The organism is Butyrivibrio sp. AE3006, assembly GCF_000424165.1.
Taxonomy (GTDB): domain Bacteria; phylum Bacillota; class Clostridia; order Lachnospirales; family Lachnospiraceae; genus Butyrivibrio.
In genome coordinates this window covers 114,132-139,318 of the sequence record NZ_AUJJ01000010.1, presented here as the reverse complement: position 1 = coordinate 139,318, position 25,187 = coordinate 114,132, and the positions used below count along the sequence as shown (strand labels likewise).

The following is a 25,187-nucleotide window of genomic DNA, read 5'->3' as shown; positions in this document are numbered from 1 at the left end:
CTTAATCAAATTTAATTCCTAAACTATTCTCCAAATCCTGAATAGTATCATCGAAACTCTCGCCACTGATAGCAAGTGAATACTGGTTAACCAGTGCCCTTACTTCCGGATCCACAAACATGGAAATAACTGCCTGAACCAGTAAAAAATACCCACCTATAAGCCCTACCGAGCCAAAAATTATCGCCCTTCTGGCCTGAGGAAGGAGCTTTCCGGAAGAGTCTCTTGATAGAAGTGCCATCACGATAGCGATTCCGCCCAGAATTATAGCAAAATATACACTGAGTAAAAGTGCTGCCGATATCAGACTAATGATAAATGCAGCTGTTGCAAAAGCAACTCTCGGATTCATCGTGTTGTGCTCTTTATTGTATTCGTAACTTTCTATCATCTCAAAATTACTTCCCGCTTCGGTTTAATCGCATTAATTCAATTTAAGTGTAAATCAAATGCGCTTCAATGTGTATTAAATTTTAATTAAGTCAAATGCCCCGCTACATGCACTGTAGTGGGGCATTCTGATATTTTCTTATTTTGGGGATTCAATTATCAATTAGTTACCAAAGTTAAACTGGAAGCCGAAGGGATTTTCAAACATATCGAAATCTCCGCCGTTCATGCCATCTTCACCGTTCTGACCGCCTTCACCGTTCTGGCCACCTTCATTATTCTGGCCATCCTCAGGTATTGCATCCTCTTTGGGCTCTCCGTCATAGGTCTTACCCTCAGTTCCGTTCTGGTTTGCATCTTCTACAGTCTGCTTTGTTCCAAGTGTTACCTGAACCTCCTGCTCCTGATATCCGCCGGATGACTGTCTTTCTATTGTAACTGTTACAACCTCTCCTGCTTCATAATATGCAAGTCTGTTCTGAAGATCCGCCATTGATGAAATCTCTTTTCCATCAAACTTGGTGATGATGTCGCCTTCTGCGATGCCGGCTGCCTTAGCGCCACCGTCTTCTGTAACAGCTGCTACATATACTCCCAGAGGAAGTCCATACATCTCTGAAACCTCAGATGTTACACTGACACCTGATATTCCGATGTATCCTCTTGAATCCTCGTCAATCTTTGCACGTGTTTTCTCTGTCATGAGCTGCTCAATGATGGGCTTTGCTGTAGAAATCGGAATAGCATATCCCATACCTTCTACTGTATCTCCGCCGATCTTGTTTGAGTTAATTCCTACTACCTCACCTTTGATATTGAGCAGTGCTCCGCCGGAGTTACCGGGATTGATCTCAGCATTTGTCTGGATAAATGTGCCTTCTTTAGAATCATCCAGCTCGATAACACGGTTAAGTGCACTTATAACACCTGTAGTTACAGACTGACCATATCCAAGCGCATTACCAATTGCAATAGCGGGTTCTCCAAGTACAAGAGAGTCTGAATCGCCAAGCTCAGCAATTGCTATAGCAGATTTTGTATCACTTTCAAGGTCCTCAAGTCTTACTGCTATTACAGCAAGATCCATATTTGCATCAGTACCTTTAACCTCAGCATTTGCAGTTTTCTCATTTACAAACTGAACCTCAAGTGTGTCTGCACCTTCAATTACATGATAGTTTGTTGCTATGAGAAGCTCTGTATCATTTGTACCAACTATGAAGCCTGATCCTGATGCTGTAAGCTCCTGGCTGTACTTCTGTCCAAAATAAGACATTGACTGAGTGTAGTTGTTATTGATGGATACCATTGCAGGCATTGCCTTTGCAACCACCTGAGTAACATCTGTTGTAATGATCGCAGAATCTGATACTACACCGGTTGAAGCGATTCCTGTGTCTCCGGAATCACCTATAGCATCAGCATCTTCCTCAGAAGCATCTGCAGCATCCTCATCAGCATCTTCGGAAGCGTCTGCATCTTCACCTGACTCATTTGCTGCAGCGATCTCATCATCATCTTCATCGCCCTTAGCTTCAATGAGCTTATCGCTGATCCTTGTCATGCTGTAATATCCGGCACCAAGTCCAAGTGCAAGGATAAGTGTTGCAGCGATTACGATAGCTGCTTTCTTGCCCTTTCCACCTTTTCTCGGAGGCTGTGCTCCGCCTGCCGGCTGATAGCTGCCATACTGATATGTACCATAGGTTCCGCCGTTATAACTTCCCTGACCGCCTGTTGTATAATTCGGTGTTCCGGTATTTGCTGAGCCGTAATTTCCGTTCATGGTTCCTTGGCTGTAGCTGCCTGAATTATAGCTGCCGGAGTTATAACTTCCTGAATTATAGTTTCCGGAAGGTGTCCCATTATAAGAACCTCCTGAGAAGCTGCCATAATTGCTCTGGCCGTAACTTGTGTTGTTAGTGGGCTCAGATGAATTTGTGCCCATCTGCTGATCGTTAGTATTTTCATTATCAAACATGGTTCATTACCTCTTTTCTTTGATAAATTGTTGTTTTTATGTTATCCATGCTGTTTTTCTTTTCCTTGTATGGTATCAGTATAGGCAGAGATTGTGACGAAATTGTGATAAAAGTATCAAAAAAATATTTCCCAAAACTAAATTTAAACATAATGTTCAATCTCAGTTCCGGGAAATATTTATATGCTTTGTCAGTATTTATGCGCTATTTCGCGACATCAATAATAGAAGTCATCTTCCTCTATTACCTGGATCTCCATGTAATCGAATGGCACTTCTTCAATAAATGCATCCTTTGTAAATCTGCATTTGCTGTGCAGCTGAAAATCATGCACAGTGGACTTAAGCCATATAGGCTTACTAAGGTCAAACTCATAGCAGGCCTTCTCCAATGCATTTTTCACTTTATGGGTCCTTGTATCCATGGTGTTATCTTCAACAGTCATATCCTTTATAAGGTGATTGTCGTTAATCAGCCTGATCCATAATCTAAACATAGGTTGCAATTATTCCTCATATCCGTTAGGATTCTGGCTCTGCCATCTCCATGAGTCTTCACACATCTCACGGATTCCGTTCTCTGCCTTCCAGCCGAGCTCTTTTTCAGCCTTATCTGCATTTGAGTAGCATGTAGCAATATCTCCTGCACGTCTGGGCTGAATCTCATAAGGAATCTTAACACCGTTAGCTTCCTCGAAATTCTTAACGATATCAAGAACGCTATATCCAACTCCTGTTCCAAGGTTGTAGATGTTAAGTCCGCTGCCGGGCTCAAGCTTCTTAAGAGCCTTAACGTGGCCAACAGCAAGGTCTACTACATGAATGTAATCGCGGACACCTGTTCCATCGGGTGTATCGTAGTCATTACCGAATACGTTGAGCTTCGGAAGTCTACCAACAGCAACCTGTGTGATGTAAGGCATAAGGTTGTTGGGGATACCATTGGGGTTCTCACCTATAGTACCGCTCTTGTGTGCTCCGATAGGGTTGAAGTATCTAAGAAGAACTACATTCCACTCCTTATCAGCAAACTGAATATCTGTAAGAACCTGCTCAAGCATTGACTTGGTCCAACCATAAGGGTTGGTGCACTGTCCCTTAGGACACTCCTCAGTAATCGGAATAAATGCAGGATTACCATATACTGTTGCAGATGATGAGAAAATGATATTCTTGCATCCATGCTTTCTCATTACATCAACAAGGGTAAGTGTTCCTGTGATGTTGTTATCATAGTACTCCCAAGGCTTCTGAACTGACTCACCAACAGCCTTAAGACCTGCAAAATGAATAACGCTGTCAATCTTTTCCTTTGTGAAGATCTCTTCAAGGCCTTCTCTGTCGCGGATATCTGCCTTGTAGAAAGGAACCTTCTTGCCTGTGATAGCCTCAACACGGCCAAGAACCTTCTCACTTGCGTTAGCAAGGTTATCCATTACTACTACATCATATCCAGCATTCTGAAGTTCTACTACTGTGTGGCTGCCAATGTATCCGGCACCACCTGTTACTAAAATAGCCATTCTTTGTCCTCCCAAAATACCCTCAATTAAAGTTCAATTCCATTCTTCTTGCAGAGCTCTCTTGCAGACTCAACTGAATCCTTACCTGTCTTGTTCTTGATAGGCGCGAATTCATACTCACGAACAACCTCGTAAGGAACACAGCTTGCAAGCTCATGGATCATATCAAGAACCAGCTGCTCAAACTTGCATCCGTTAGGAGTCTCGGGCTTAATAAGCTCTCCGTTCTCATTTATATAAGGAATCTTCTTCTCAACTACGTGAAGAGGAAGCTCGTTCTTGGCAATACGCTCAAGTGCCGGTACGTTGAAGAGGTAGTTAAGGATAACACCATAGTTGTAAGCAGGCTCTCCTGCCTCGTCCTTAGCATCCATCATCTCCTGAGTGAGCTCATAGTACTCAACGATTGAAGGTCTGCCATCCTCAAGACACATAACGCCAACACCCTCATCGGGAGCGTTCTTCTTAACAACCTTAGCGCCAACCTCTGCCTTCTGGGCGATTGTAGCACCAACGAAGCAGGGATCGCAGATTCTCTGAAGTACGTTATCAACTGCGAAGATGTTAACCCATTCAATGCCCTCAGCATGAAGAGTCTTATCAAGACCTGCCTTAATCATAGAAGAAAACCAACCTGCATTTCCGTTAGGAGATGTAGAAATACGTCCCTTCGCTTCCATATATACCTTACCTTCATAATCTGATGCAGGAGCCATATCCTGCTTGAAGAAGGTAACCTTTTCTGCATTATATCCAAAGAAGTTCTTCTCAGTGAGGAACTTCACTGTCTTCTCATGGTTCTTCTCACTGGTCATAATGAAAAGATGAATCCATGTACCTGTAGCATTAACTACATCAAGAAGGTTCTCGATAATTCTCTGGAAGATAAATACTTCCTTTGTAAGACCGATGTTATACATACCCTTGGGGTCATCAGAACCAAGTCTTGTTCCCATACCGCCGGCAAGAAGGCATGCTGCAACTTTACCCTGTTTGATAGCCTCTGTACCGATAGCGTTAAACTCATCTTTTCTCTTCTCGATCTCTGAGAGCTGCATGCATGCAAGAGGCTCGAATTTACCTCTCTCTGAGCCCTTACCAAGATTCTTGGCATTCTTAAGGACCTCGAAATCTGTCTCATCGATCTGCTGGAGCAGAGCTTCCTGCTCTGAGCCTGTAAGCTCGTCATAGTACTTAAGGACATGCATCTGTCCGTTCGCTTCCAGCTTCTTCTTTGCTTCTTCTAAAGTCATATTTTTTCTCCTTTTACTTATTACAGTCTACAGGCTAAGGTTATGCCCTATCTATATAAGTATTTCTGTAGAGTGTTATTTCTATTTGAAAACCTATTATATGATAGCTCAGGTATTCGGTAAAGACAAATAAATAATTTAAACAGGAATTCTGTTATGTTCTTCTACGATGTCCCTTATCCCGGATAAATCCACACTGAGCCTGCCATCAAATATGCTGACAGGGACAGAGCCTTCAAAATTCAGAACCTCCGGTTTATCTGTTCCTTCTATAAATAAATATTTATACAGATTCCCTGCCAAAGGATCAATTGCCCAATATTCCTTCACCCCAGAATCATGGTACAGTTTCACCTTGGATTTAAGATCCCTCTCTCTGGTAACATCCGATACTATCTCAATAATATAATCCGGTGCTCCATATATCTCCACGCCGCCTACCATACTCTTATCGGACACGATCATCAGATCCGGCTCTACCATATTGTAGTCATCACATGCCACCATGACGCTTACTGATGCCTCATACAATTTCACATCCAGCCTTTGCTCAAAAATATATCTTCCTATTACAACATGAAGATATGATGCTATATCCTGATGAAGCGCCCCTCTCCTTGGCACCTCGAAAAACTCCCCATCTATGAGCTCAACCCTAATCTCATCCGGCAGAGCGTAATAATCAATAACTGTTTTGCGGTTCATTTAACCCCTCCTATATTGCATATATTTCCTGAATAATTTATATCTAATGCAATACATTTATATATTTTTATATACTATTATATCTTTATTTATACTTTTGTAAATAGAAAGAGCGGACAAAGCTGTCCGCCCCTTCCATGAAGTGTGTCACAAAATACTCCTTATGATGGAGAATATTACTTAATTGTGGTCTTTTTCTTGTTAATGCACTTCTTGTTATTGAACTTCTTAGTAACATCATTCTTGAGAGTCTTATTAGTGCACTTAACAACAATAGTTATCTTCTTGCCAGTGTTAAAGCAGTTCTTATTGAACTTATAATCCTTAGCCTTAGCATTCTTCTTAACCTTGATAATGACCTTCTTTACCTTACTGCCCTTAAAAGCATTCTTCTTGAAGATCTTTACAGTGTTAGGAGCTGTTACAGTCTCAACATTTGTGCCGGCAAATGCCTTCTGCTCGATTGCTGTTACTGTATACTTGTTACCATTCTGGTCCTTTGTAACTGCAGGAATTGTGACTTTCTTCTTTGTCTTATCTGCTGCAGTGCCCTTATAAGCAGCTGTTGCCTTGCCGGGTGTTGCATCAGTTACAACGAATCCTGTCTCGTTACCATCTGCATCCTTAAGTGCGCTTCCCTTAGGTGCAGGTGTTCCCTGTGCAGAGCCGTCAGACTTCTGCTCATCCTGCTTCTTCTTCTCATCAATAGCCTTAGCAATCTTATCTGTTGCTTCCTTAAGTTCTGCATCTTGTGCGCCCTTAGCCTTAGCTGCTGCTACGGCATCCTGAGCTGCCTTGATGTTCTCTTCTGTAGGTGTAGCTTCTGCTGTTGCTGCTGCAGTATTAGCTGCTGCGATAGCTGCTTCCTTAACCTTAAGTTTCTCAATTTCAGGTGCAAGTTCATCAAATGCTTCCTGAGCTTCGCCTACTTTGTCAGACGCTTCTTCAACTGCTTCTCTTGCATCTTTTACTCTTTGTGCTGCTTCAGCTACTGCTGCCTTCGCAGAATCTGAATATCCAGCTTTAGATTCATCTGCATCTTCATCCCATACTTCGTCAAGTGCATTCTGTGCTGCTTTAAGAGCATCTTCTGCTGCGCTAAGTTCACTCTTTGCCTTTTCCAAAGCGCTTTCAGCTGCATGAAGATTCTCTGCTGTAGGATTATCCTTTGCATCTTCTGCTGCCTTAATAGCATCGCCTGCACTCTTAGTTGCTGCATTCGCATTTTCGTCAGCTTCAGCAGCCTTATTCTCGATATTCTCTGCCGCCTCTGCTGCACCTGTACTAAGAACAACCTTCTTGACTGTCAAGGTTACACTAAATACTGTAGCATCACCTTCACCTTCTTGAGGAATAACTTTATATTCGCCCTTAAGAACTATATTTCCAACATATTCATCAATAGCTTTAAAAGTACCATTACCTGTTTTCTCGATTGCTTCATTATCAGATGACCATTTCATCTTATTAGTGAGATCTTCAGTACCATATACCGCTGAAATTTCAACTGTCTCACCAATCTCAAGGCTATTGATGGTAGCTGTTGCTGCTGTACCGGTTATGTTCCAATCATCAGTTCCAGTTACATTTGACTCCGCCTTAAGATCATCTGCTAATAATTTAATCTCAATCGGATTTCCTTTTACTGTTTCCCCTACTTTTAATACAACTTTAGTTGTAATAGCACCACTCGTTGCTGCTATAGCCTCAATTGTATTTCCAGATAATTTAAAGAAATCAGTTTTATGTTCTGCATCCCCTGCAAATACAAATGTTCCACCTGTGAAAGGCTTGCCATTATATGTAGCTGTAAGTGTAGCACTTTCTCCAAAATATAATTCATATTTGTCTGCTTGTATTGCATATACATCCGCTGCTACAGTTATGGTAACCACGCCTCCAACTGATATGTTATCAACAGATGCCTGTACTTCTATTACAGCTCCTGCAGTCGCTTCTTCATCAACTGTTACAAGACCATTTGAGTCAACAGTTCCAGGTCCGCTTACTACTGTCCATGAGATATTGCCTTCAATTGCAGTGCCATCATCATTCATGTAATCTAACTGAGCTGTATCGCCAGGGAACAGACTTATTGCATCGTCAATTTCCCCATCAATATAATATGTGGGTATAGCTGGCTGAGGTACATCCTTTTCAGTTACTACTACTTTAAATGATACAGATCTGGTGTTATCTTCTTGATCCTTGTATGTACCTGTAATTATGATGCCATCAGCATCAGCTGCAACACCAGTAATTTCATTTCCGCTAACTGTTACTTTACTTGTATTAGTGCTCTTCCAAGACACTGAAACAGGCTCAAAAGCTCCCTCATGACCATAAGAAAGAATAACATCTGCTGAGGTTCCTTCTTCTATCTCAACCTCACCATTTGACATTGGTACATCTACACCATCAAAAGTCAGTACATACTCATCTTCTATTTCAGGCGGCAAAGCATTAACACTTATTTCTACCGGATCTACTTTTAATGACAAGTCATTATTAATAGTGTATGTAGCGCCTACATCTGCCGTTGTACCAGCTTTGACACCAGTTACGAGACCTGCATCGGTTACCGTTACATTTTCTTTACTACTTGAAGACCACTTAAGTTTTGAATTGTCTACAGGTTTTCCTTTATTCCAAACCTTAAGCTGTACCTGCCCATTTACATCAATAGCTTGAGGCTCATCAGCATTTTTATCCTTAATCTCGAAAGTGCCTTCAGGTGATCCAACTACAGAGAATGAATATTCATTAAGGAATAAATCATCTTCTTCGTCATATCCCTCTTCACCATCTTTATCAATATAAGCAGCAAATGTATAATTTCCTACTGCACTTGCTTGAAGATCTTTAACCTCTATATTGATATCCTTGGTTGCTGTCTTATCAGCAACTGTCCATCCAGCAGTGTCATTCACATCAAATACATCAGTAGCATCATCCTCACCCTTGGTAAAGGAATATGCAAATGTGTCTCCTGTACCGCCGGTGATATCATAAGTTTCGGTAACTGTGAGGTTAAGTCCTTCAGCTCCATATCCGGTTACAGATGCTTTAAGATCACTATCCGGAATATACTTAACGTCACTTGTCTGACCTTGTGCTCTCTTATTAGCAATTGTGAAGTTTGTAAGTGTTGCTGTAGGTGTAGCAGCAGGAACAACTATAATAGCAGTAGTACTCTTCTGACCTACTGTCGCTGTTACGGTAGCAGTTGCCTCCGTTGTTGGTAATGTTTGATTTTTTACAGATACTTCTCCTTGATCTGAAAGTACAATCACATCACCTGTCTGCTCAATACTGAACTCTACTACCTCATCAGTAATTCCAACGAATCGCCTTTCCTCTTCTTTATATATTTGTAGTGCAGTTCTCAGTGATCTAGTAGAATCTCCTGTAGGAAGATCGTAACTTTCAGCATTAAATTGCAAGTCTCCTTCTTCATGATCGGCCGCCTGTGCCACAATAGTCGTGAATGGAGCTGCAACTACACCGCTCAGGTTACTTACAGCCAATGCACCGGCCAGTGCCCATGACCATATCTTTTTGTTTTTCCTCATGTTTTATTCTCCCTTCATAAAAAATTCGTGTTTGCGATATCGCGTTTACGTTTCTCGATATATCGCATCTATGTGTTATTCTATCGCGCATACATGCTGTTGTAAATCGCGTTGGCGTATTAAAATTTTCTTATATAGATAAAATAAGTATAAACAGCACTATATATTGTGTTTTTTGTATATCGCAATCACGACATATGTTCATTTTCCGTATTATTTCATAAAATAATAACAATAATAAAATTTCTATTAACTGATGGAGGACGATGTAGAATGTTTGATGCTCTTGGCAGAATTACAGAACTACGGGAATCCAGAGGGCTTTCTGTCTACAAGCTTGCGAAGCTTTCCGGCGTTCCTCAAACAACTATCGTTACCTGGTACTCGCATAACAGGTACCCTGGACTTGATAAGATAGAGCTCATGTGTGATGTTTTTGGCATTACCCTTGCTGAGTTTTTCAGCGATTCAGAACAGCTAGAAAAGGGTCAGATTACTGAAGAACTGGCCGACTTAAATTCTAAATATCTTGTACTGACAGATTCCCAAAAGAAGGCTGTCAACACTGTGATTGATGCGTTTTTACACGAATGATTATCCCATTCCTGTAAAAACGCTTTTTTATTGACTGCACCTTCTTAATCTGCTAAATTATCCTCCATATGATTTCACTTTCCTTTTTACAAGCCCGGAGAAGCATGTATAGAAAGGAATTCTATGAAAAACAACAAAACGGCGCTCTTGCGTCGCATCACTCTTGAAGAGGCCCAGAAGGCTGTTCGATCTATGAATCTCATTAACGGATTCCTCTTTGACAGTGTAATGGAGGACAATGAACGGGCTAAAACCGTTGCCGGAATCATACTGTCAACGGTACTTGGCCAAGAGATTTCCGACATCGAGGTTACACCTCAAAAAACTTTTCTTGGAATTGATTGGGGATTGCACGGCATACGATTTGATGCTCAGATAAAACCTGTACCTGAATCATCCGATCTTAGTGTCACAATTTATGATCTCGAAATTGAGGATCGAGAGAGCGATAGATTATCGCTTCCGAGAAGACAGCGATATTACTCTGCCTTGTCGGATGAACGCACTCTTCCTTCAAGTACAGACTACAGAGAACTTCCCGATTATGTTTCTGTGACCATTTTGTCCTATGATCCATTTCTTGCAGGTGATATGTACTATGCAGCCAAAATGCATTTGAAGACACATCCCCACATAGAATATGAGGATGGACGACTTAACATTTTTCTCTATGCTTACGGTAGCAACAATGTCATAACCAAGGATCAGACTTATGGCAAAGACTTAGAGGAAATGCTAAAATACATAGTAGATGGAACACTACCATCAGATCATAACGAGAGAGTAATTTCACTTGATAACATAGTATCTGAAGTCAAAAACAGATCGGAGGTGAGTTCACACTATATGAAAGCCTGGGATAGAGAGATTGTTATGAAAAGAGAATGGCAGGCAGAAGTCAGAGCCAAGGTATTAAAAGAAAATGCAGAAAAGTTCGTTTCCTATGCTGTCAAACATAATGATTCACCTGATTCCATAAAAGAGGAGCTCATGGAGAATTATGATTACTCAGAGGAAGAAGCTGATGCACTGATTACTTCCAAAATGGCAGCCAAGTAACCCTAAATAAAAATTTGCATTGAAAACTCCTGTAGAATGTCATATTAAATGACCTCTACAGGAGTTTTTTTATACTTGTTTACTGTAAGCAAAAGATTTTAATTAACAATATTTCTCTCTTCGCCGTTTCTAAAGGCCACTATGTTTTTGGCAACTTCACCTACACATCTGCTTCTGGCTTCTACGCTGGCCCATGCCATGTGGGGAGTTATAAAAAGCTTCTTACTGTCCTGAATCTGAAGGAATGGACTGTCTTTTCTCATGGGTTCCACGGTAAGAACATCAAGACCTGCAGCAGCGATCTCTCCGGTAAGAAGAGCCTGCGTAAGATCCTCTTCATTAACGACCGGGCCTCTAGCAACATTTATGAGAATGGCTGACTTTTTCATTTTTTGAAGGGCAGCCTTGTCGATGATATTTCTGGTATTGTCTGTAAGAGGACAGTGAAGAGAAAGTATATCGCTTCTCTTAAGCAGTTCATCAAAGCTGACCATCTCATACTGAGCGTCTTTCTCTGTGTGCTCACATCTTCCGGATGCGGAATAGAAAATTACCTTTGCTCCAAATGCAGTAGCTATCTGGGCCACCTTACTTCCGATGTTACCCATACCGATGATGCCCCAGGTGAGACCATCGATTTCATGGAAGGGAATGTCAAGCTTACAGAAGTGCTCCTGAGCAGCAAATTCTCCGCTTTTTACGAATTCATCATATTCTTTTAATGACTCCATGATATATAAGAGGAGTGCAAAGGTATGCTGGGCGACAGACATTGTAGAATAGCCTGCAACGTTAGCAACCTTTATTCCTCTTTCTGAACAAGCCTTTATATCCACATTGTCAAAGCCTGTAGCAAACTCGCATATAAGCTTTAAGTCCGGCGCTTTATCTAATATCTCAGGGGTTATCTTAGACTTATTGATGCAAAGGATTTCTATCCCAGTAAGGCGCTCCGCCGCATTCTCCGGTGTTATCTTATCCTTATAAAAGGTCACATCCCCAAGGCCTTCCAGTTCGCTGTAATCAATGTCATTTCCGACGCTGTCTATTTCTGCCGCTACTATTTTCATAATCTGCTCCTCTCACTGTTTCATGTTCCTTCGATTCTACCACAACGCAAACTATATTGTATACAACTTATAAAGTTATACATAAGGAAAACACCTCCCGAAAGGATATACCGTTTCGAGAGGTGCTTCATTAAGCTTTATAGAAAGATTATTCTTACCCTGCAATTAAGCGAAAGGATTCTCTGTAGGATAAGGAAGTGATGCAGGCTGGTTGTAGCCGATTACTTCTGCGCCAACATACTTGAATACCTCGAAGAGTGCCTTTCCGAAGTGACCGAAAGCAACTGCTCCGTGATGAGGGAAGTTGTGCTGGATAAGGATGTGTCTGTAGAATCTTCCCATCTCAGGAATAGCGAATACACCGATACCACCGAAGGATCTTGTAGGAACATTGAGAACCTCACCCTGTGCAACGTATGCCTTAAGGTGGTTATCAGATGTGCTCTGCAGTCTGTAGAATGTGATATCACCGGGCATGATGTCACCTTCAAGTGTTCCCTGTGTAACTTCCTCAGGAAGGTTTCTAGCCATGATTCTCTGGAACTTCATCTCGCAGCTTGAAAGCTTGCTTGTGCATGTATTTCCGCAGTGGAAGCCCATGAATGTGTCTGTGTGCTTGTAGTCGAACTTGCCCTTGATGGACTCTTCGTACATATCAGCAGGTACAGAGTTGTTAATATCAAGAAGTGTAACAGCGTCGCCGGAGATGCATGTTCCGATGAACTCTGAGATTGCACCATAGATATCAACCTCACATGATACCGGAATTCCACGGCCTGTAAGACGGCTGTTTACATAGCAGGGAACGAAACCAAACTGTGTCTGGAATGCAGGCCAGCACTTACCAGCGATACATACATACTTCTTACCGCCTCTGTGCTCCTCGATCCAGTCAAGAAGTGTAAGCTCATACTGAGCAAGCTTGGAAAGGATTTCAGGCTTCTTGTTGCCTGCGCCAAGATCCTTCTCCATGTCTGCAACAACGTCAGCGATTCTAGCGTCACCAGCGTGCTTGTTGAAGCTCTCGAAAAGATCAAGCTCTGAGTTCTCTTCAATCTCAGCACCCATGTTGTAGATCTGCTGAATAGGAGCGTTACAAGCAAGGAAGTTCATCGGACGAGGACCGAAGCTGATAACCTTGAGCTCTGAAAGACCATAAAGTGCTCTTGCGATCGGAACGAACTCGTTGATCATCTTAGCGCACTCATCAGCTGTTCCTACAGGATACTCAGGAATATATGCCTTTACGTTACGAAGGTGAAGGTTGTAGCTTGCGTTAAGCATTCCGCAGTAAGCATCTCCTCTACCATCGATAAGGTCATTCTGTGACTCCTCTGCAGCTGCACAGAACATTACAGGACCACCAAACTTCTCAGCAAGAAGTGTCTCTGAAATCTCAGGACCGAAGTTACCAAGATATACGCAAAGTGCGTTACATCCAGCCTTCTTTACATCCTCAAGAGCCTCAAGTGTCTGAGTCTCGCTCTCGATGATACAAACAGGGCACTCATAAATATCATCCTTGTTGAAGAGCTTTGTGTAGCTCTCTACAAGTGCCTTTCTACGATTGATTGCAAGTGATGCCGGGAAACAGTCACGGCTGACTGCAACGATACCAATTTTAGCCTGGGGCATGTTATTCATTCTTTTATCCTCCTACCCTTTTTGAATGTGTTTATTGCTTTGCAGTTTTACAAAAACTGCGAAAAAGTAACTTTTTAAAAATGTGTGTACGTTCACACATCTACTAAATCATAAGTTTTGTAGCCTGCTTTGTCAACACGACATATTTCACATATTTAAGAGACAAAATATGGTAACTATGTCCCCTCATCCGTCAGCTTCGCTGACACCTTCTCCCCAAAGGGGAGAAGGCTTTATGACTTTCCATACAGGGAAGAAGCCTTTATGCCTTCCCCTAAAGAGAAAAAGGCTTTATGCCTTCCCCTTTTAGGGGAAGGTGGTGCGAAGCACCGGATGAGGTTCTATAAATTCTGTTCTATATGTATGCTGAGCTCAGTATAATTCACCTTCTTGGGCACTGTACCGTACGCCAGATAATTAAAGAGAATCTCCAGGGAAAGCTTGCCCTGTTTCTCCGGTTCCTGGCAGATTGTTGCGGTTATGAGGCCCTTGTGGAACATCTCATACTGCACCGCTACAAGGTCGTTGGTGATTATCCTTATCTTATGATCTGTATCCTCTGCGGCTATGAGTCTACAGATGTCATAATCTCTGGGATTTATGACATAGACCACATTGGTCTCGGGATACTTTACAAACATCTCTTTTACCGAGCGCTTATTCTCCTCTCTGTCCAGGGATATGCTCCACCTTCCGAGGAGTTCCATATCGGGATACCTTGAGCTCATCTCGTTTGAAAAGCCTCTGATACGCTCCGTAGCACTCTCTTTTATGCTGTCATACTCTGTGAAAAAGCAGATCTTCGCATCATCGCCTCCCGCCATGGCAGTAAGTCCTGCTGCCAGTCTTCCGGAAGCTATATAGTCGCATCCCACATACGCAAGATGCTCAACGCCGTCCAGTCTGCTGTTGTAGAAAACAAGCGGAATATCGCGTTTTTTCTGCTCTGCAATGATAAGATCGTTTATAGGTGAAACCGTTCCTGTAATGCATACTCCGTCATATTCACCTATGCTCTTTTTCAGCGTCTTTATAAGCTCTGCTTCCTCAGCTGCGCTGTCGGGATATTCGATGATATCCGTTGTGGCAGCATATGCCTCAAGAGATTTAGCTTTTTTCTCTGCGCTTTCTCTGACCGGTATAAAAAACGGACTGTACTGTGTCTTTGGGATCATGAAAAGAAACTTAAGCTTCTTTTTCCTAACCGCCAGGCCCTGTGCCACCCTGTTGGGTTCATATTGCAATTCTTCACAGGCTTTCTCGACACGCTCTCTGGTCTCGGCCTTGACATAGCCTCTGTTGTGTAAAACCCTGTCAACAGTACCTATTGATACACCGGCAAGTTCAGCAATTTCTGTTATAGTTGCCATCATTACCTCTCATCTGTCACTTCGTGACACCTCCCACCCGGGAAGCTTTTATTTTTTCAGTGATCAGATAAGACCTGCAATATCAATGTTCTCGCCTGTGATGCCTTCGTATGCGCCGTCTGCGATCTCTGATGCGTCCTTGTGTGCAAGAAGCCACTTGTTTGTAGCGAAAAGTGTTCTGTCATCAAGGTTCTTGCCTGCTGTCTCTGTGGTTCCTACGTTTGTTCCCTTAGGAAGTGCGATAAGTACCTTGAAGCCCTTAGAAGCATCTGCATGGCAGGGAGCATAGTGAAGAGTTGAAGCATAAACCTCAACGAGTACGCCCTTAGGGCACTTGAATGCTACTACCTTGGAAGAATCAAGCTTGCCGTCTTCGATGTCGCTGAGCTTTGCAAGAAGAAGGATGAAATCCTCTGTACCAAGGTTAAACTCGCTGTCTCTGTGATACTCCATGCAGTTCATCTTTGTGTTGTGACCGTTGCAGTATCCGAACTGGAAAGGCATGCCGCCAAAAAGGCTTGTGCCAAGATCCTTAGTATCAGCAGTTGCCATCAGCTTAGGCTCTTCTGCTACGTAAACAACATCATCCGGGCAGGGTGTGTCATTCTCAAGTGCCTTAAGGATTTCAGCTACACTGTATCCTTCCACTACTCTGCCGTATTCTTTGAATTCTTTGTCTGTAACGCTTTTAATTACCATCTTTCCTACCCCGCTTTACTTTTTTATTTGTGAAATGTTGATTGTTACTGATGTTAAAGCCAAATCGCGAAAAATCAGCGAATTTTGCTTTTCCGTGAACGTACACACATTATAGGTTAAATGACACCGTTCTTCAATTATCACTATTCTACAAATATCATGGGGTGGATTTTATACAAAGATAACAATAGCCCCCGCAAAACTGCGAGGGCTATGTGCTGTCGTATATTTATTTACATTACATTTGCATTTGTCTGCCTTTTAATTGCCTTTTTTATCTTATCTCTGGTTTTGCCTTTAACTCCCTTAACCTTGATCCTTGCTTTTTTCGGCAAGTTCTTGAATGCATTCTTCTGAACCTTCAGTGATTTATTGGCATATATGTTTACCTTCTTAAGCTTTTTGCATTTCTTGAATGCATTTTTTCCTATGCGCTTAATGCATTTACCAAGTGTTACTTCCTTAATGGTCTTATTGGATTTGCAGGCATTATTTGCTATCTTAACTACCGGATAAGCCACTCCGTCCACTTCGATGAAGTTGATCCTTGCTTTTTTCGTAGCTCCGATCTTGATTACTTCTGCCTTACCATCTACTCCGATCCTATAGGTTATTTTGTCGATGGTTATTTTCATGGGTAGCTTGGCAGAGTTTTTACTGCCTGTGCTTGCCGAAGTTTTATTTTTTACCTGAAGCTGCTTTTCATCGCCCATATCGCTGTCATCTTCTTCAGGAGTATTTTTCTCTTCCTTTTTGGGCTTTCCTAACTGCTTTACAAAAAGATATCTGTTACTTTCATTGGCTGCAAGGAAACAGCTGAACCTTCTATTGTCATCGGGAACGCCGTCCTTATTGTTATCAAGTGCAACTTCTCCAAGATCCGAAAGCGACCCCCAAAAGTATTCTGAGCGATAGTTAAAATCAGCAGGTAATACATGGGGAGCATCTATACACTCAAGTGAGCTGCAACCGACTATGAAGCCTTTTGCATCCTTATAATCAACCGATGAAAAATCAAAGGTGCTGAGATCCAGATATTCCAGGTCAGTGCATGCGTTGAACATTTCATTGAAATCTTTGACTTTTGCGGTATTAAACTTTTCACCAAAATTTATTGATTTCAAGCTGCTGCAAAAACAGAACATCCTGTACATATTATCTACATTGGATGTATCAAATCCTGAAAGGTCAAGGCTTTCCAGATTAGAGTCATATGTAAACAGCTGAGTCATCGATGTTACATTTGATGTATCAAAATTGCCAAGATCTAATCTCCTTATACTGGAAAGCGTCATGAAAGTACTGTGCATATTGGTAACCTTTGAAGTGTCAAAGCTGCTGAGATTTAATTCTTCAAGGCTTATGCAACAGTGAAACATCGTACTCATGTCTTTGAGCTTTGGTGTTCTGAATTCTCTTAGGTCAAGCTTTTTAAGGCTCACACAATCTCTGAACATCTGATATGCTTTTACCATATTGGTCGTATCTATGATGTCTTTTCCGAAATCAATAGATTCTACTGCCTGCATATTAAAAAACATATCATCACAAGAAAAGTTGAATCTTATTTTCTCGTCGGAGCAGATATATAAGGTTTTTGTGGTTGCATTATAATATGCTGTTACGCCGTCTCCTACTACTTTGCTCGCAAGGTTTTTTGTTGATACAGCAGAAGTTTTGGCAAATACTATCTTTGTAATGACTTTATCTTCAGTTAACCAGTCTACTTTCTCGTTATTAAACTCTTTGATAGTATCATTGAATTTGTTTCCTTCATACAGATCACCGGTTTTTGCATGAGCAGTGGTTTTCATGCCAAAAACCACAAAAAACAGACACAGCATTGCTGTGATAGAAATAATCAGACTTTTCCCCTTTTTCATTTGTTTCCCCTTAAACTTTTCTTGTCTACAACATAGACTATTTAATCATAAAATCTTAATACCATATCGTCAACTTGAAATACGATTTAATTAATTTCTCTTGTAATATTTCTGATCCATTTCTTGCTCATATAATGCCGGATAGCAAAGGGCATCTTAGCAAATTCGTCTGTACACATCAGAGCATAAACTATTATAGGAGGCAGTTTAAGTACAAATGCACTAATGAGACCAAGCGGTACCGCAAAGCCCCACATACATGCTATATCAAGGACCATTCCATATTTTGAATCGCCGCCGCACCTAAAGAGGGATGCGATAAGCACGGTGTTGATAATCTGGCCCATCTGATAAAAAACATTTATATACAGCATTATCCTAAGATAGTGCGCTGCGGTTGCTGATATTTTCACAAGCCCCGGAACAACGGGACTAATGGCAAATAAAACCGCTCCTGATATTATTCCGGACAAGACAGTAACCCTCATTATTGATGAAGCATCTTTTTTGGCATCATCAAGGCGATTTTCTCCAATCTCTTTTCCCAGCATAATGGACGCTGCTGCCGATATTCCAAAGCCCACAACCGTTACAAGGTCTCTTGCCACAGACACTACGGAGTTGGCTGCCACAATGTCAGAGCCCAGATGTCCCATAATGATGGAGTTCATATTAAAAGCAAGACCCCACATTGCATCATTTATAAATGCAGGAAGCGAATACTTAGCAAAGTCAGAAACCAGTGCTCTTGGTATCCTAAACATATCGATGATATTCTTTGGCAAAATCTTTTGTTTGCAAAAATCAACGATACATACAGCAACTCCGTAGGCCCAGCAGATAGTCGTTGCAAGGGCTGCTCCCGCGATACCCATCTCAGGGAACGGACCGAGTCCGAATATCAAAAGCGCATTAAGTATCACATTCAGCACCAGCGTTGAAGCTGACAGAGTGGTTGAAAACATTACTCTCTCACAGCTTTTAAGGATGGTAAGATAGGGCTGCGCTATTCCAAGAAAAATGTATGATGGTGCAACATATCTCAGGTAAACAGCTCCTGCATCAATGAGTTCCGGCACATTGGTCCAAACTCTTATGACATAACGAGGGAAGAAAAAGGCCGCTAGTGCCAGTGATACCGTTATCACAAGCGAGATTATGAGCCCTATTCCAAGGATCTTGGATATGGTCTTTGTGTCTCTTTTTCCCCAATACTGGGCAGCAAGAATAGTCAGCGCAGAATTCAGCCCAAAGAATACTACATTTAGAAGGAACATTACCTGCCCTGCAAGACTTGACGCTGAAATTGAGGTCTGATCAACTCTTCCCAGCATAACTACATCTGCCATGCTTACAGCAGATGCTATCAGATTCTGTATTACTATCGGAATCACGAGTACGAATAACTCGTGATAGAAGCCTTTCCTGGCCTTTATTATTTTAATCATTAAATTTATTCTCTTTAGTTCTTAATTCATGCCGGATACAACAAAAGCGCTGCAGCAAGCCGTCTAGGCAAACCACAGCGCCTCATAATGTCTAATGTTCCGACCTTTACTAATCTGACAGGATCACATCTCCCCCGAGTATGTTACTCCCTCAAAATCGCAAGACCGTCATTTCATCACTGTGCGGAACCAAGGCGCACAAGTGCACGATAAAGCTTGGCTTCAGCGCGGACTCTGGCTTCCTTGGTGAGCTGCGCATCCTTAAGCCTTTCTTCGGCTCTGGCTTTCGCTGAACGCGCACGTTCCACATCTATCTCGTCGCTCCACTCCCATGTAGTTGGAAGTACGCGGACCATACCGTCCATGACAGAAAGCATTCCACCTATGCAGGCAGCTCGGCGTTCCTTGCCATCGGCTAAGGTTACATGAGCAGTTCCCATGCCTATTCCTGTGCAGTAGTTGGTGTGTCTCGCAAGAATCTCAACATCGCCATCTACAGTACGGAGCATGATCTTCTCAACCTCGCCCTCATATTCCATTCCATCCAGGGATACGACCTGTAAATGATAAGTAGCCATATTTTACCTCATCCGTCTGCTTCGCAGACACCTTCTCCTTAAAAGGAGAAGGCTAGAATATTAGTATCCTTCTGCTTTACAGATATCTTCTCCATTAAATGGAGAAGGCTATATTTTATGAATTCTTCTTAGCTTTTTCGAACACTTCGTCAATTGTTCCAACAAGCAGGAATGCTGACTCAGGAAGATCGTCACATTCACCATCAAGGATCATCTTGAATCCGCGGATAGTCTCCTTAAGCGGAACGTATTTGCCCGGAAGTCCTGTGAACTGCTCAGCAACTGAGAAGCTCTGTGACAGGAAGTTCTGAACCTTACGTGCTCTGAATACTGTCTGCTTATCCTCATCAGACAACTCATCCATACCCATGATTGCGATAATATCCTGCAGTTCGCGGTATCTCTGAAGAACCTGCTGCACACCCTTTGCTACCTCATAGTGTTCTTTTCCAACTATGTCGGGAGAAAGGATACGGCTGGTTGAATCAAGCGGATCAACTGCGGGGTAAATACCCTTAGAAGCAATATCACGGGACAAAACGGTTGTAGCGTCCAAGTGTGTGAAAGTGGTTGCAGGTGCAGGGTCTGTAAGGTCATCAGCAGGCACGTATACGGCCTGAACTGATGTGATTGAACCCTTCTTTGTAGAAGTGATACGCTCCTGCAAAGCACCCATTTCTGTAGCCAGTGTAGGCTGATAACCAACGGCTGAAGGCATACGTCCAAGCAGCGCTGAAACCTCTGAACCGGCCTGTGTGAAACGGAAGATATTATCGATGAAAAGAAGCACGTCCTGATTCTTTACATCACGATAATACTCAGCCATTGTCAGTCCGGAAAGAGCAACTCTCATACGTGCTCCCGGAGGCTCGTTCATCTGTCCGTAAACCAGTGCAGTCTTGTTGATAACTCCACTTTCCTTCATTTCTCCGTAAAGGTCGTTACCTTCACGTGTACGCTCTCCAACACCGGTGAATACTGAGATACCACCGTGTGCCTTCGCTACGTTATTGATAAGCTCCATGATGAGGACAGTTTTTCCAACTCCCGCACCACCGAACAGACCAATCTTACCACCCTTAGCATAAGGGCAGATTAAATCTACTACTTTGATACCTGTCTCAAAAATCTCAGTTGCAGGAACCTGGTCCTCAAAGGAGGGAGCGGGTCTGTGAATAGGCCATCTCTCCTGTGTCTGCGGTGCAGGCTGGTTATCAACCGGCTCACCGAGAAGATTGAAAATTCGTCCGAGGCATTCATCACCTACCGGAACAGATATAGGATTCGCTGTATCAACAGCGTCGGTTCCACGAACAAGTCCGTCCGTGGAGCTCATTGCAATACAACGAACTACATCATCACCTATCTGCTGTGCTACCTCAGCAACAAGAGTTGTATCTCCATTCTGAATTTCAATAGCACTATGCAGATCCGGCAGCTCACCCTCGCCAAAACGAATGTCAAGGACAGGTCCTGTTACCTGTATTACCTTTCCAACATGTTTTTCACTCATTGTGAGTTTTCTCCTTTACGGCTCTTCGGCACCGGCAACGATCTCCGTGATTTCCTGCGTGATGCTTGCCTGTCGTGCTCTGTTATAGTACAAACTAAGTGTTTCTATCATTTCTTCTGCGTTGTCGGTAGCTGCTTCCATCGCAGTTCTTCTCGCTGCAAGTTCACTCGCAACAGAGATATTGATACTCGAATAAAGCACTCCCGCCAAATACTCCGGAACAACTGTATTGAAAACAGTCTCACTATCCGGTTCGTACAGAATCAGGGATTTCGACTTTTTAGGTTCTCCATCCTCAACCTTAAGGTCTGAAAGCGGCAGTATCGGACTGGCCTTTGGTACCTGTGACATCATGGATATGAAATCCGTATAGCACAGGAAAATATGTCCGAATTTTTCTTCTTTATATGCTTTACATAAAAGATTTGCCACTGAGAAGCAGTCAGAAATGGTTACCTTGGCAACCTCTGAAAATTCCTCAGTGAAGATCGGAACATTTCTGTGTTTGAAGTATTCCACTGATTTCTTACCAATGGGAAATACCTCGATGTCGCGTCCCTTTGTCTCGCTTTCCATGAACTTAAACAGGTTGGAGTTGTATCCTCCTGCAAGTCCTCTGTCACCTGCGATTACAACGTATAACCATTTATCATTGCTTCCCACCTTGGTATAAGGTGACTGGAAATCTTGGTTACCGTCAGCGATGTCTCTTAAGGTGTCCAGCAAGGTTCCAAGGTAGGGCTTGGAATTATCTGCCTTCTCCTTAGCTTTTCTCAGCTTACTTGCTGCAACCAGCTGCATCGCCTTTGTGATCTGCATGGTGCTCTGTACGCTTTTTATCCGGAGCTTCACAGCTTTCATATTAGCAGCCATGTATCATTCCTCCGTGATTGTTATTTCCTGCTAAGGAAATTATCGGTATAAGCCTTAAGTACGTTCTTAAGCTTTTCTTCGGTATCTGATTCAAGTTTTCCTGTCTCGCGGATTGTCTTCATAACATCGCTTCCGTCAGGATTTGAATCAAGGAAATCGAAGAGGCCTGCTTCGTACTCAGCTATATCAGTAACAGCAACTTCTGTAAGAACGTTGTTGATAACCGCGTACAGAATGGCTACCTGCTTCTCTACGGCAACAGGTGAACTCTTATCCTGCTTCAGTACTTCAACGATTCTTTCACCCTGTGCAAGACGTGACTTGGTGTCTTCATCAAGGTCAGAACCGAACTGAGCAAAGCTCTGCAGCTCTCTGTACTGTGAATAGATAAGCTTCAGGGTTCCGGCAACCTTCTTCATGGCCTTGATCTGAGCATTACCACCTACTCGTGATACTGAGATACCGGGGTTAACCGCCGGCATGATACCAGAGTGGAAAAGCTCGGTCTCAAGGAATATCTGACCATCTGTGATGGAGATAACGTTTGTAGGAATGTAAGCAGATACGTCACCGGCCTGAGTCTCGATGATAGGAAGGGCTGTAAGTGAGCCGCCGCCGTTTTCATCGGAAAGCTTAGCTGCTCTCTCAAGAAGTCTTGAGTGCAGATAGAATACGTCACCGGGATATGCCTCACGTCCCGGAGGTCTGCGGATAAGCAGTGACAGTGCACGATATGCTACTGCGTGCTTGGAAAGGTCATCATAGATAACCAGCACGTGCTTACCCTTGTTCATAAAATACTCACCCATTGTACATCCTGTGTAAGGAGCGATGTACTGCAGCGGGCTGGGCTCTGATGCTGTAGCAGCAACAACTATGGAGTACTCCATAGCGCCGGCTTTCTGCAATTCTGCAACCAGGCCTGTAACTGTTGATCTCTTCTGACCGATAGCTACGTAGATACAGATAACATCCTTACCCTTCTGGTTGATGATTGTATCTATAGCAATAGTGGTCTTACCTGTCTGACGGTCACCGATAATCAGCTCACGCTGTCCGCGTCCGATGGGAATCATGGAGTCGATAGCCTTGATACCGGTCTGAAGCGGCTCTTTAACGGGCTGTCTCTCGATGATGCCGGGTGCCTTAATTTCAACAGGTCTATAATCATCTGATTCGATAGGGCCTGCGCCATCGATCGGCTGTCCGATAGCATTTACAACACGTCCTATCATTGCATCGCCTACCGGTACGGAAACAACACGTCCGGTACGCTTAACGGTCTGTCCTTCGCTGATACCAACATCTTCGCCGAACAGAACCGCAGATACTACTGTCTCTTCGAGGTTCTGAGCCATTCCGAATGTGCCGTTCTCGAACTCAAGAAGTTCTCCTGACATACAGTTCAGGAGTCCTGATACTCTTGAAATACCGTCACCAACGGTAAGAACTGTTCCGGTCTCATTCTGAATGATCGCATTTTGATAGTTTTTGATCTGGCTTCGAATCACCTCGGATATTTTTTCTGGTTTTAATTCCATTCTAAAAGCCTCCGTGGGTTTTATTCTTACTTATAGGACTGTCTCGTCGACCTTTCTGCGGAGTTCATCAAGTCGGCCCTGAACGGTTCCGTCATAGAGCTTTCCTTCGATCTCCACCCGGATTCCTCCAAGAACAGCTTCATCGGTTTTCTGGGTTAAAAGAATTTTCTTGCCGCTTATGGATTCAAGCTTTGACTTAAGTGCGCTCACCTGACTATCGTCAAGTTTTATAGCGCTGATCACAGTCGCCTCAGCGATTCCGTGATCCTTGTTATAGCTGCTTCTGAATCTCTTTACACAAGCCGAAAACTGTCTCAAAAGACCTTTTTCAATAAGGATCTTTATAAAGTTCAGCAGATACGGCTGGAGCTGTCCGTCAAAAGCTTCATCTACAAGCTTTATTCTCTCTTTTCTCGGAACTGAAGGCTCTGATAAAAGAGTTACATAGTCCGGATTCTCCTTGAAAATCTCTTTGACCGATTCCATCTGACTTAAGATATCATCCGTAAGGTTTTCCGAAAGCGCCAGATCATACAGACTCTGTCCGTATAAATCTCCAGCCTTGGTCATGACGCCTCCCCTACATTGTTAATGAATTCATCAATAAGTTTCTTATGATCGTTCTCGTTGATTTCCTTCTCCACGACTTTGCCTGCAATATCCATTGCAAGTCCGCCGATGGTGTCCTTAGCCTCATTGATGGCTTTCTTCTTTTCCTGTTCGATATCAGCTTCTGCTCTTTCCATGATACCTTTAGCCTGCTGCTCAGCTTCTTTTACGATGCTGTCAGCCTTGCCCTGAGCTTCTTTTGTGGCATTTGCAACTATCTCTGCTGCTTCTGCCTGAGCTGAGGATAAGCTGGTCTCATATTCCCTCTTCATTGTGTCAGCCTTCTCTTTGGCTTCTCTTGCCTGCTTAAGCTCGTTCTCTGTGAGCTGTCTTCTCTTTTCAAGAACCTCATTTATAGGCTTGAAAAGGAATTTTTTGATAAGCCACATCTGAATGAAGAGGTTGCAGATCTGAGCTATGAAATTCCACGGAACGATTGTAACTAAGTCCTGTGTGCCCATTCGTGTTCCTCCATACTTTCTACTTCGGGGCTGTAACTACTGATCTGTAATTAGTTCAGATAGTTCATGAATGTGCCCGGTGCTACGAAGATAAGCAGAAGGCCAGTAACGAAACCATAGATACCGGTTGTCTCTGCGATAGCACAACCAAGAAGCATGGTACTTGTTACGTCACCCTTACACTCAGGCTGGCGACCGATAGCTTCAAGAGCCTTAGAAACGGCATTTCCTTCACCAATACCAGGTCCGATACCGGCGATCAGTGCACATCCTGCACCAATACCGCATCCTGCAAGTGCAATACCTTTTGCTAAAATCTGAAAATCACTCATGTTTAAATCCTCCTAGTTTTTTATATACCCCTCATCCGGCACTTCGTGCCACCTTCTCCCCAGGGAGAAGGCTTGGGGCCATTTATTTG

The 25,187-nt window shown here is 42.9% G+C and carries 22 protein-coding genes; 2 read left to right on the top strand and 20 right to left on the bottom strand.

All coding sequences use genetic code 11. The features are described from left to right. Position 1 precedes the first annotated feature (1 nt). The 7 genes from G603_RS0106895 to G603_RS0106860 form a co-directional block, all read right to left on the bottom strand. A complete protein-coding gene (locus tag G603_RS0106895) occupies positions 2-391 on the bottom strand; it encodes a hypothetical protein (protein WP_026495831.1) in 390 nt (129 codons plus the stop codon). Positions 392-553: 162 nt separating this feature from the next. Beyond that, positions 554-2,371, bottom strand: a complete 1,818-nt coding sequence (locus G603_RS21400) for a S1C family serine protease (RefSeq protein ID WP_051207578.1) — start codon at positions 2,369-2,371, stop codon at positions 554-556. A 218-nt stretch (positions 2,372-2,589) separates the two neighbouring features. After that, positions 2,590-2,868, bottom strand: coding sequence for a hypothetical protein (locus G603_RS0106880; RefSeq protein ID WP_026495830.1), 279 nt, complete (start codon positions 2,866-2,868; stop codon positions 2,590-2,592). Positions 2,869-2,877: 9 nt separating this feature from the next. After that, positions 2,878-3,894 carry a UDP-glucose 4-epimerase GalE gene (gene galE / locus G603_RS0106875; protein WP_026495829.1) on the bottom strand — a complete coding sequence of 339 codons (1,017 nt, stop codon included), beginning with the start codon at positions 3,892-3,894 and terminating at the stop codon, positions 2,878-2,880. Positions 3,895-3,920: 26 nt separating this feature from the next. After that, positions 3,921-5,147 (bottom strand): UTP--glucose-1-phosphate uridylyltransferase, encoded by a 1,227-nt coding sequence (locus tag G603_RS0106870; protein ID WP_026669743.1) that lies wholly within the window; start codon positions 5,145-5,147, stop codon positions 3,921-3,923. A 138-nt stretch (positions 5,148-5,285) separates the two neighbouring features. Continuing rightward, positions 5,286-5,852, bottom strand: coding sequence for a Uma2 family endonuclease (locus G603_RS19555; RefSeq protein ID WP_051207576.1), 567 nt, complete (start codon positions 5,850-5,852; stop codon positions 5,286-5,288). Positions 5,853-6,028: 176 nt separating this feature from the next. Beyond that, entirely contained in the window at positions 6,029-9,424 is a 3,396-nt protein-coding gene (locus G603_RS0106860) for an Ig-like domain-containing protein (RefSeq protein ID WP_026669742.1), read from the bottom strand. Positions 9,425-9,697: 273 nt separating this feature from the next. On the opposite strand from G603_RS0106860, the gene G603_RS0106855 reads away from it, so the two are divergent. Next, positions 9,698-10,018, top strand: a complete 321-nt coding sequence (locus tag G603_RS0106855) for a helix-turn-helix domain-containing protein (protein WP_026669741.1) — start codon at positions 9,698-9,700, stop codon at positions 10,016-10,018. Positions 10,019-10,141: 123 nt separating this feature from the next. Beyond that, complete coding sequence (locus tag G603_RS0106850) at positions 10,142-11,077, top strand: hypothetical protein (RefSeq protein WP_155832632.1); 936 nt, start codon at positions 10,142-10,144, stop codon at positions 11,075-11,077. 98 nt (positions 11,078-11,175) lie between these two features. Here G603_RS0106850 and G603_RS0106845 read toward each other — a convergent pair whose 3' ends face one another. The 13 genes from G603_RS0106845 to atpE form a co-directional block, all read right to left on the bottom strand. After that, positions 11,176-12,147: a D-2-hydroxyacid dehydrogenase gene (locus G603_RS0106845; RefSeq protein WP_026669739.1), complete on the bottom strand. Its 972-nt coding sequence runs from the start codon at positions 12,145-12,147 to the stop codon at positions 11,176-11,178. 165 nt (positions 12,148-12,312) lie between these two features. Then, on the bottom strand, positions 12,313-13,791 hold the full coding sequence (locus G603_RS0106840; RefSeq protein WP_026524434.1) for an L-fucose/L-arabinose isomerase family protein: 1,479 nt from the start codon (positions 13,789-13,791) through the stop codon (positions 12,313-12,315). Positions 13,792-14,132: 341 nt separating this feature from the next. Beyond that, the gene (locus G603_RS0106835) at positions 14,133-15,161 is read right to left on the bottom strand and encodes a LacI family DNA-binding transcriptional regulator (RefSeq protein WP_026669738.1); all 1,029 of its coding nucleotides are present in this window, start codon (positions 15,159-15,161) and stop codon (positions 14,133-14,135) included. Between the two features lie 63 nt (positions 15,162-15,224). After that, the gene (locus G603_RS0106830; RefSeq protein WP_026524432.1) at positions 15,225-15,860 is read right to left on the bottom strand and encodes a DUF4867 family protein; all 636 of its coding nucleotides are present in this window, start codon (positions 15,858-15,860) and stop codon (positions 15,225-15,227) included. A 233-nt stretch (positions 15,861-16,093) separates the two neighbouring features. Beyond that, positions 16,094-17,743 carry a BspA family leucine-rich repeat surface protein gene (locus tag G603_RS21395; RefSeq protein ID WP_026669737.1) on the bottom strand — a complete coding sequence of 550 codons (1,650 nt, stop codon included), beginning with the start codon at positions 17,741-17,743 and terminating at the stop codon, positions 16,094-16,096. Positions 17,744-17,829: 86 nt separating this feature from the next. Beyond that, positions 17,830-19,191 carry an MATE family efflux transporter gene (locus tag G603_RS0106820; protein ID WP_051207574.1) on the bottom strand — a complete coding sequence of 454 codons (1,362 nt, stop codon included), beginning with the start codon at positions 19,189-19,191 and terminating at the stop codon, positions 17,830-17,832. A 176-nt stretch (positions 19,192-19,367) separates the two neighbouring features. Beyond that, positions 19,368-19,769 (bottom strand): ATP synthase F1 subunit epsilon, encoded by a 402-nt coding sequence (gene atpC, locus G603_RS0106815; protein ID WP_026495819.1) that lies wholly within the window; start codon positions 19,767-19,769, stop codon positions 19,368-19,370. Between the two features lie 115 nt (positions 19,770-19,884). After that, positions 19,885-21,282, bottom strand: a complete 1,398-nt coding sequence (gene atpD, locus G603_RS0106810; RefSeq protein ID WP_026495818.1) for a F0F1 ATP synthase subunit beta — start codon at positions 21,280-21,282, stop codon at positions 19,885-19,887. Positions 21,283-21,297: 15 nt separating this feature from the next. Beyond that, positions 21,298-22,155 carry an ATP synthase F1 subunit gamma gene (gene atpG / locus G603_RS0106805; RefSeq protein WP_026524429.1) on the bottom strand — a complete coding sequence of 286 codons (858 nt, stop codon included), beginning with the start codon at positions 22,153-22,155 and terminating at the stop codon, positions 21,298-21,300. A gap of 20 nt (positions 22,156-22,175) precedes the next feature. Then, on the bottom strand, positions 22,176-23,696 hold the full coding sequence (gene atpA / locus G603_RS0106800; protein ID WP_026524428.1) for a F0F1 ATP synthase subunit alpha: 1,521 nt from the start codon (positions 23,694-23,696) through the stop codon (positions 22,176-22,178). Positions 23,697-23,726: 30 nt separating this feature from the next. Then, positions 23,727-24,266 (bottom strand): ATP synthase F1 subunit delta, encoded by a 540-nt coding sequence (gene atpH / locus G603_RS0106795; protein WP_026524427.1) that lies wholly within the window; start codon positions 24,264-24,266, stop codon positions 23,727-23,729. Beyond that, positions 24,263-24,766 (bottom strand): F0F1 ATP synthase subunit B, encoded by a 504-nt coding sequence (gene atpF / locus G603_RS0106790; protein ID WP_026669735.1) that lies wholly within the window; start codon positions 24,764-24,766, stop codon positions 24,263-24,265. Before atpF ends, atpH begins: the two co-directional genes overlap by 4 nt. A 50-nt stretch (positions 24,767-24,816) precedes the next feature. Beyond that, entirely contained in the window at positions 24,817-25,098 is a 282-nt protein-coding gene (gene atpE / locus G603_RS0106785; protein ID WP_026495813.1) for an ATP synthase F0 subunit C, read from the bottom strand. Positions 25,099-25,187 lie beyond the last annotated feature (89 nt).